Here is an 8,468-nt window from a genome sequence, read left to right on the forward strand (position 1 = left end):
GGCGGGGGCGAATGCGCTCGAATCGGCGGCGGCGGTCGGTGCGGTGCTTCCCGGGCCCGAACCGGCTGCGGCTGATCCCGCTGATCCGTCGGCCTGGCCGGCCGGGTCGGCGGGTGGGTTGTTGTCAGGTGTCGTCACGGGTGGACCGTCACTGCTGTCCCGGCCAGGTCGGCTGCTGTCCGGTCGGCGGCTGGCCGGAGCGCACCTGGCCCGGCTGCGACTGACCCGCGTCCCCCGGACCACCCTGACCCGGACCACCTTGGCCCGGACCACTCTGACCCGGACCACCCGGCGCACCTTGGCCCAGTGCACCTTGGCCCGGCGCACCCTGGACGCTCGGTGCGCCGCCCGGGCCGGGCTGGCCGCCGAAAGCGCCCTGGTTGCCGAAGCCTGCCAGGCCCGTGGGGGCGGCCTGGCCGCCCATGGCTCCGGGGCCGACCGGGTAGGCGCCGGGGTGCGGATACGGCACGCCGCTGGCCGGGGACGGGACGGCTGAGACCTGGCCGGGGTAGCCGCCGTTCGGCGGGGCTGCCGGCGTGTGGCCGTTGGAGGCGTCCTGGCGGGAGGCGACCGAGGGCATCGGGACGCTGGACATGATGCGGGCGACGATGTGGTCGGCCGGGATGTCGTCGGCGAGGGCGTCGTAGCTGAGGACCAGGCGGTGGCGCAGGATGTCCGGGGCGATGTCCTGGACGTCCTGGGGCAGGGCGTAGTCGCGGCCGCGGAGCAGGGCGAGGGCGCGGGTGGCGCGGACGATGCCGAGGGACGCGCGGGGGCTGGCTCCGTACTGGATGAGCTGGGCTACGTCCGGCATGCCGTGCTGTGCGGGGGCGCGGGTGGCGAGCACCAGGCGGACCGTGTAGTCGACCAGGGCGTTGTGCACGAAGACCTGGTCGGCGCGGCGTTGCAGGGCGAGGAGGTCGTCAGCGCTGAAGATCGTTTTGGGCTCCGGGGCGCTGACGCCCATGCGGTAGACGATCTCGCGTTCCTCGGCGTCGGTCGGGTAGCCGACGATGATCTTCATCAGGAAGCGGTCACGCTGGGCCTCGGGGAGCGGGTAGACGCCCTCCTGCTCGATCGGGTTCTGCGTCGCCATGACCAGGAACGGGTCCGGGACGCGGTGGCTCTCGCCGCCGATCGACACCTGGTGCTCGGCCATGACCTCGAGCAGGGCCGACTGGACCTTCGCGGGAGCGCGGTTGATCTCGTCGGCGAGCAGGAAGTTGACGAAGACCGGCCCGAGCTCGACGTCGAACTTCTCGCTCGACTGGCGGTAGATCCGGGTGCCGACGATGTCGGCGGGCACCAGGTCGGGCGTGAACTGCACCCGGGAGAACGAGCCGCCGACCACCCGGGCCAGCGTCTCCACGGCGAGCGTCTTGGCGACACCGGGCACACCCTCGAGCAGGACGTGACCGCGGGCGAGCAGCGCCACGAACATGCGCTCGACCATCCGGTCCTGCCCGACGATCACCCGCTTGACCTCGAACATCGCCCTTTCGAGCTGGGTGGCGTCCTGCGCGGGCGGCACCGGGGCTCCCGCCGGGTTACCGGTCGCGGAAGCGCTGGTCGTACCCTCGGGCGTGGTCGGCTGGGCCACCGGTCCTCCAACAGCGTGTGCACTTCGCGGTCGAGTCGGCGCGTATGCCGACGCTCAAGACTTACACGACCATGCTGGGAGCAGTCCGGCAGTGCCGCATTACGCGCCGACGCCAGACTACGGAGATGTCGATCTTTCTGCGCGATACGCACGGACGGGCACAACGAGCGGGTAGACGAAAGCCCGGATCACCCGTGTAACATTCACCCCGTCGCCGGGCGACTTCCCCCGTGGTCGCCCGGCGCTCAAATATTCGCCGTTCCCGCTGGTTGTCCGCGGTTTGGAGCAGCGACCCCACTCCCCCATCACCGCGGTTCGCCAGGCATTCGCAGCCCCTCGGTAACGGACATTCCGCCCGCCGAAATGTCGGAAAACAACCAGCCCAGCCAACCAGTCACGCCGGGCGAGTTGAGACCATCCCTCTTTCAGTACGCAAACCACAGTCGCGCCCGCGCCCGCGTCAACCACCGAACCGGGCCGGGCCCAGCCGCCGCTCGTGCCCACGCCCGGCCACGCGACCGGGGCGGGTACGGTCGGGGACGTGGAGGAGGAGCTTGCGGTTCAGTGTTCGGCGAAACGGTGCCGTGAAGCGGCGCTGTGGGAGCTTCGGTGGAACAATCCGAAACTGCACTCCGACGCGTACAGGAAGATCTGGCTCGCCTGTGAGCTGCACCGGGAGACGCTGGGTGAGTTTCTCGGGGCCCGGGGTTTCCTGCGTGAGGTGACCGCGTTCCGTCCCACCGCCTAATCTTTCAAAGGTGACCGAGCTTTCCGGCGTGACTCAACCCGGCACGAACCCGCCGGGCGCACCCCTCAGCGCCCTGGAGCCATGGCCCGAGACCGTCCAGTGGCGGCCCGTCTCGCGGAGCCTGATCACTGTGGAACTGATCAACCGCGCCACCTGGGTGGTCGTCGTGCTCGCCGGGCTCGGCGCCGGGTGGTGGTTCAACCGGCACTGGTTCTGGCCCGCGGCGATGGCGCTGGTGGTCGTCGCGGCGATCTGGCGTTCGGTGGTGACCGTCCGCGCCGTCCGCGCCTGGGGCTACGCCGAACGAGACAACGACCTGCTGGTCCGGCACGGCTTGGTGGTGCGAAGGCTCTCGATCGTCCCGTACGCGCGGATGCAGTTCGTCGACGTCACCGCCGGCCCGCTCGAGCGCGCCTTCAAACTAGCCACCGTCCAGCTGCACACCGCCTCGGCCGCCAGCGACGCCAAGATCCCCGGCCTCGACCCCGCCGAAGCCGCCCGCCTCCGCGACCGCCTCACCGCCCTGGGCGAGGACCGAGCCGAAGGCCTGTGACCGCCGCCAACGCCCGCCCCCAACCCGACCCCCCAACCCCGCCCGACCCCACACCCGCATCTCTGCCCGCGGCCACACCACAGCCCGGCCCGACCCCACAACTCGCCGCCACACCACAGCACGACCCCGCACCCCTGCCCGGCCCGGCACCACAAGCCGGTCCGGCATCGCAGACCGGCCTGACGCAGCCGGTACCGCCGGCACAGACCGCTCCCATCCTCGACTGGCCGGGCACAAACCCGGCCTACCAGAGCGAGCCGCCCACCCACCCGAGTCAGCCCGCAGGGCCGCCCACCCACCCGAGCCCGCCAGACGGGCCGGCTGCCTACCCGGGGCTGCCGGACGGACCGGACGCGGGCGGGCGCGATGCTGAGGGAGGCGGGCCACGAGCCGAGCCGCGGCGGCGGTTGCATCCGCTGAGCCCGTTGCTGAACGGGGCGAAGTCGATTGCCGTGATCGTGGCGGCGTTGAGCTGGCAGACGTTGTCGCAGGTCGGGCTGGAGCGGTTCGCGATCGTGGTGGCCGTGCTGGCCGTGGGCGTGGTCATCTACTCGGTGATCGGGTGGTTGAACACCGGGTATCACCTGGTCGGGCGCGAGCTGCGGATCCAGGACGGGCTGCTCTGGCGGCGGAACCGGGCGATCCCGCTCGATCGGTTGCAGGCCGTGGAGCTCAGGCGGCCGTTGCTCGCTCAGCTGACCGGGCTTGCCGAGTTGCGGCTCGAGGTGGTGGGCGGGGGTAAGACCGAGGCACCGCTTGCGTACCTGTCGGTGAAGGAGGCCTCGGCTCTGCGGGAGCGGCTTCTCGCGCTTGCCGGGCGTACCCCAGGATCGGGAGAGCAGGCCACCGCTGAGCAGGCGCCGATGCCCGAACGCCCGCTTTTTCGCGTGCGGAACCGGGATCTCGTGATCAGCCAGTTGCTCACGCCGCAGGCGTTCTTCCTGCCCGTCGGGGTGGCGTTCGTGGTCACCCAGTTCGTGCTGGAGGGGTCGTGGACGTTCATCGGTATCGCGAGCACCGTGACCGCGATGGCCGGCGTGGTGCTGCAGCCGGTTCGACGCGTGTTGCAGGACTGGGATTTCCGGTTGGGGCGGGACCCGGACGGGCGGCTGTCGGTCCGGTTCGGACTGGTGGAGACGCGGAGCCAGATCGTCCCGCTGAACAGGGTGCAGGCGATCGGGGTGACGTGGCCGCTGTTGTGGCGCCTGCAGGGCTGGCTGCATCTGCGGCTCGACATCGCCGGGTACGCGGGACCGCAGTCGGGTGGCGACGACAAGCGCTCCGACCGGTTGCTGCCCGTCGGGGTGTTCGAGGCGGGCCGGTTGCTGGTGTGGGAGGTGCTGCCGGGGGTCGATCTGGGGGCGCTGCCGACCGCTCCCCCGCCGCGACGGGCCCGCTGGCTGCATCCGTTCGCGTTCCGGGCGATGGGTGCCGGGCTTACGCCCGAGGTCTTCGTCGCCCGGACCGGCGTGCTGACCAGGGAGATGACCCTTGTTCCGTACGCACGCCTGCAGAGCGTCCGCGTCATCCAGGGCCCCGTGCAGCGTCTCCTGAACCTCGCCACGGTCTACGCGGACACGGCCGGCGGCCAGTCCGGGGTCGCGAAGGACCGGGACGTGGCCGAGGCGTGGTGGCTGGCCGAACAGCTGTCGGTCCGCGCCCGGCAGGCCCGTGGTCCCGCGCCGCTCGTGACGTCCGCGGCGAATGAGCCGATCGACGCGCACTGGCAGCGGCCGGACTACGCCTAGGCACCGACGGCCTAGGCTCTGTGGATGGAGCTTCCCGAGTTCAAGCCCGGGCTCAGTGCCCGGGTGGAATTGACCGTCACCGACGCCGACACGGCCCAGTCGCTCGGCTCCGGCGACGTGCCCGTGCTCGCCACGCCGCGGGTGCTCGCGCTGGCCGAGACCGCGACGGTGGTGGTGACCTCCCGGCTGATCCCCGGCGGGCTGACCACGGTCGGCACCCGGGCGACCGTGGAGCATCTCCTGCCGACGCCGATCGGGCGCAAGGTCGTCGCGCAGGCCGTCCTCGCCAAGGTGGACGGCCGGCGGCTCTTCTTCGACGTGACCGTCCACGACGGCGCGACGCTGGTGGCCGAGGTGCGCGTCGAACGCGCCCTCCTCGACCGTCAGCGCTTCATCGAGAAAGCGATCAACATCCGATAGCGCTTCAAAGAAGCAACCAACAGCCGCTAGCTCAGCGAGCCCCAGCGCGCGGTGAGCTCGTCGGTGGTCGGCATGGCGACCGCGCCGCCGGGGCGTTCGCAGACCAGGCCGGCCACGGCGAGGGCGAACGTCACGTAACGCTGCCAGCCCGCCAGGTCGGCCGGGACGCCGTCGGCCAGCAGCCGGCTGACCAGCGCGGCCATCACCGAGTCACCCGCGCCGGTGGCGTCGACCGCGGCAACCGTCGGCGCCGGGAGCATCGTCGTGCCCTCGGCGGTGGCGACGTAGGCACCCTTCGCGCCGCAGGTCACCACGACCGCGCGGGCGCCGAGCTTGAGGATGTGCGCCGCGGCGGTCGCCGGGGTCGCGCCGTCCCACAGGACCTCGGCGTCGGCTGAGCTCAGCTTCACCAGGTCGGCGGTGGCGAAGTACTCCTCGACGAGCTCGCGGAGGGTGATGATCGCGGCGACGTCGGGCAGCAGCTTCGGGCGTACGTTGGGATCGAAGACCTTCAGCGGCCCGGGCACCGACCAGGCCGCGCGGGCCGCCGCCTGGAAGGGCTCGCGCATCAGGCTGATCGAGCCGGCGTAGAGCACGGCCGCGCCGGCCACCGACTGCTCGTCGACGTCGTCGGGGCCGACCAGCGCGTAGGACGGCGGCTCGCCGTAGAACTGGAACGTCGGCTCGGCGCCCTCGAACGTCGTCACCGCGAGCGTGGTGGGCACGGGGACGCGGATCGTGGAGTCGGTGCCGACGCCGGTCTCGCGCAGGAACGTCGCGATGCGGTCGGCGAGGGTGTCGCTGCCCAGCGAGCCCACGTAGCGGACGTCACCGCCGAGACGGGTCACGCCGACCGCCACGTTGAGCGGGGCGCCGCCGATGGCCTGGCGGTAGATCAGCTCGCCGTCGCGTTCGGTTTCGAGGAGGTCGATCAGCGCCTCGCCGAGCACTACCGCGTACCCCATTGTTGATCCCCTCCCGGCCTCGCCGCCGGCCTCGCGCCCGCAGCGTCAGAAAGCTAGCACCCGCCCGATGCTCGTCCGTTATGAACTGATTTGGCATTATTTGGCCATGCCTCGTCTTGTCTTGCCCGTTCTTGCGCTCCTGGTCACGTCGCTCGCCGCCTGCGGCACACCGGGAAGTAGCACCAGCACGCCCCCGACACTGCCCCCGGCCGGCACGCCGTGGATCGTCTCCAGCGGTCTTCCCGTCGCCGCCACCTCCAGCTCCGCGTCCGCCGGCGCGCAGGCCCCGATGACCGAGGGCACGGCGTCCGGCACGTTCCAGCCCGCACCGCAGGGCGTCCAGGCAATCACCTACAACAAGGCGGTGGTCCCGGCAGGCGCGACGGCTCAGGTCACGATCGCCACCACCACCATGGGGGTACGGGTACGGCTCGCCGTTACCGGAATGCTCGCGCGGCGCGCGTACGGGGCGCACCTGCACACGATGACCTGCACGTCCGTCCCCCACGACGCCGGACCGCACTACCAGCACCAGGCGGACCCCTCAAAACCGAGCGTCGATCCGGCGTACGCGAACCCGCGCAACGAGGTGTGGCTCGACTTCACCACCGACAGCAAGGGCGCCGCCACCGTCGCCGCTAACGAGGACTGGACGTTCGACACGACCACGTCGCCCCGTTCGCTGATCGTGCATGCCGAGCTCACGCGTACCGAGGCGGGAAAGGCCGGTACGGCCGGACCGCGAGTGGCGTGCCTCACCCTGCACCCGTAGTTGATCTTCATCGGGGCATCCGGGCGCGATTTGTGTCGGCCCCAGGCGGTAACGTCATGGACGGCACGCGGACCGACGGGAGGGCCAACCATGGCCGAGCAGGCAGCAACACCGGCGTCAGCGCCGAAGACGGAGTCGCACGACCCCGACTTCCCAGAGGCGTTCCTGCGGTTCATGCGGGACGGGTGGCGTGAGGACGCGCTCGAGGTCGTGACCCGGCCCGAGGCGCCCAACTACGCCAAACGCCGCGCCGCGCTCTCCGACGCCTTCCCGGGCGAGACGCTGATCATCCCGACCGGCAACGAGAAGGTGCGCGCCAACGACACCGACTACAACTTCCGGCCGGGCAGCGACTACGTCTACCTGACCGGTGACGCCGACCCCGACGGGGTGCTCGTGATGCGCCCGAGCGGCTCCGGCCACGACGCGGTGCTCTACACCCACGACCGCAACTCCAAGGACACCGACGGCTTCTTCCGCAGCCGCAACGGCGAGCTGTGGGTCGGCCGCCGGCACACCCTCGCCGAGCGCTCCACCGAGCTGGGCATCGACACCGCCCCCTACCAGCTGCTCGGCCAGGCGCTCGCCGACTCCGCGCCGGCCCGCACCCGGGTCCTGCGCGGTCTCGACCCCGCCGTCGACCGCACGGTCCTCGCCTACGAGGCCGACCCCACGGTCCGCCGCGACCGCGCCCTCGCCGCCGTGATCTCCGAGCTCAAGCTCGTCAAGGACGAGTGGGAGATCGCCCAGCTCCAGGAGGCCATCGACGCCACGGTCCGCGGCTTCGAGGACGTCGCCCGCGTCCTGCCCGCCGACCGCGGCGTCAAGGAGCGCCTCCTCGAGGGCATCTTCGGCCTGCGCGCCCGCACCGACGGCAACGACGTCGGCTACGGCAGCATCGTCGGCGCCGGCGCCCACGCCACGATCCTGCACTGGGTCCGCAACACCGGCATCACCAGGCCCGGCGAGCTCCTCCTCATGGACATGGGCGTCGAAGCCCGCTCCTTCTACACCGCCGACGTCACCCGCACGATCCCGGTCAACGGCACCTTCACCCCCCTGCAACGCCAGGTCTACGACATCGTCCACGCCTCCCAGCAGGCCGGTATGGACGCCGTCAAACCCGGCGTCGCCTACCAGGACATCCACCTCACCTGCATGCGCGTCCTCGCCGAAGGCCTCCACGACCTCGGCCTCCTCCCGGTCAGCGTCGACGAGGCCATGTCCGAGGACTCCACGGTCTACCGCCGCTGGACCCTCCACGGCTTCGGCCACATGCTCGGCATCGACGTCCACGACTGCTCCGCCGCCCGCAAGGAGCTCTACCGCGACGGCACCCTCCAGGAGGGCTACGTCCTCACCGTCGAGCCCGGCCTCTACTTCCAAACCGAGGACGACCTCGTCCCCGACGAGCTCCGCGGCATCGGCATCCGCATCGAGGACGACGTCCTCGTCACCGCCGACGGCCACCGCAACCTCTCCGCCGGCCTGCCCCGCTCCTCCTCCGACGTCGAGTCCTGGCTGACCTCCCAGCGCGAAGCCGGCCCCCGCCTCCCCGAGTAACCACCCCACCACCACTGCCGCCAGAGCCACTCAGGCCACGGGCCACTCAGGCCACGGGCCACTCAGGCCACGGGCCACTCAGGCCACGGGCCACTCGGG

General features: G+C 71.4%; 7 protein-coding genes and 1 pseudogene. 6 read left to right on the forward strand and 2 right to left on the reverse strand.

Features of this window, described 5'->3' with window-relative positions:
• Positions 1-499: 499 nt before the first annotated feature.
• Positions 500-1,600 (reverse strand): annotated as a pseudogene (locus Ahu01nite_RS01380) (AAA family ATPase); the annotation flags it as partial.
• Between the two features lie 541 nt (positions 1,601-2,141).
• On the opposite strand from Ahu01nite_RS01380, the gene Ahu01nite_RS01385 reads away from it, so the two are divergent.
• From Ahu01nite_RS01385 to Ahu01nite_RS01400, 4 genes are all read left to right on the forward strand, one after another.
• Positions 2,142-2,348, forward strand: coding sequence for a hypothetical protein (locus Ahu01nite_RS01385; protein WP_203834492.1), 207 nt, complete (start codon positions 2,142-2,144; stop codon positions 2,346-2,348).
• 10 nt (positions 2,349-2,358) lie between these two features.
• Positions 2,359-2,901, forward strand: a complete 543-nt coding sequence (locus tag Ahu01nite_RS01390; protein WP_203834493.1) for a PH domain-containing protein — start codon at positions 2,359-2,361, stop codon at positions 2,899-2,901.
• 215 nt (positions 2,902-3,116) lie between these two features.
• A complete protein-coding gene (locus tag Ahu01nite_RS01395) occupies positions 3,117-4,649 on the forward strand; it encodes a PH domain-containing protein (RefSeq protein ID WP_438874747.1) in 1,533 nt (510 codons plus the stop codon).
• 24 nt (positions 4,650-4,673) lie between these two features.
• Entirely contained in the window at positions 4,674-5,069 is a 396-nt protein-coding gene (locus Ahu01nite_RS01400) for a thioesterase family protein (RefSeq protein WP_203834494.1), read from the forward strand.
• A gap of 26 nt (positions 5,070-5,095) precedes the next feature.
• Here Ahu01nite_RS01400 and Ahu01nite_RS01405 read toward each other — a convergent pair whose 3' ends face one another.
• Positions 5,096-6,034: a carbohydrate kinase family protein gene (locus Ahu01nite_RS01405; protein WP_203834495.1), complete on the reverse strand. Its 939-nt coding sequence runs from the start codon at positions 6,032-6,034 to the stop codon at positions 5,096-5,098.
• Positions 6,035-6,140: 106 nt separating this feature from the next.
• On the opposite strand from Ahu01nite_RS01405, the gene Ahu01nite_RS01410 reads away from it, so the two are divergent.
• Together Ahu01nite_RS01410 and Ahu01nite_RS01415 are read left to right on the forward strand one after the other, a co-directional pair.
• Complete coding sequence (locus tag Ahu01nite_RS01410) at positions 6,141-6,806, forward strand: superoxide dismutase family protein (RefSeq protein WP_203834496.1); 666 nt, start codon at positions 6,141-6,143, stop codon at positions 6,804-6,806.
• Positions 6,807-6,896: 90 nt separating this feature from the next.
• Positions 6,897-8,369, forward strand: a complete 1,473-nt coding sequence (locus Ahu01nite_RS01415; protein ID WP_203834497.1) for an aminopeptidase P family protein — start codon at positions 6,897-6,899, stop codon at positions 8,367-8,369.
• The last annotated feature ends 99 nt before the right edge of the window (positions 8,370-8,468 follow it).

The sequence above is a fragment of the Winogradskya humida genome, assembly GCF_016862215.1.
Taxonomy (GTDB): Bacteria; Actinomycetota; Actinomycetes; order Mycobacteriales; family Micromonosporaceae; genus Actinoplanes; species Actinoplanes humidus.

Coding starts and splice junctions, on each gene's coding strand:
- Ahu01nite_RS01400 (WP_203834494.1), top strand. CDS start 4,674: ATGGAGCTTCCCGAGTTCAAGCCCGGGCTCAGTGCCCGGGTGGAATTG.
- Ahu01nite_RS01405 (WP_203834495.1), bottom strand. CDS start 6,034: ATGGGGTACGCGGTAGTGCTCGGCGAGGCGCTGATCGACCTCCTCGAA.
- Ahu01nite_RS01410 (WP_203834496.1), top strand. CDS start 6,141: ATGCCTCGTCTTGTCTTGCCCGTTCTTGCGCTCCTGGTCACGTCGCTC.
- Ahu01nite_RS01415 (WP_203834497.1), top strand. CDS start 6,897: ATGGCCGAGCAGGCAGCAACACCGGCGTCAGCGCCGAAGACGGAGTCG.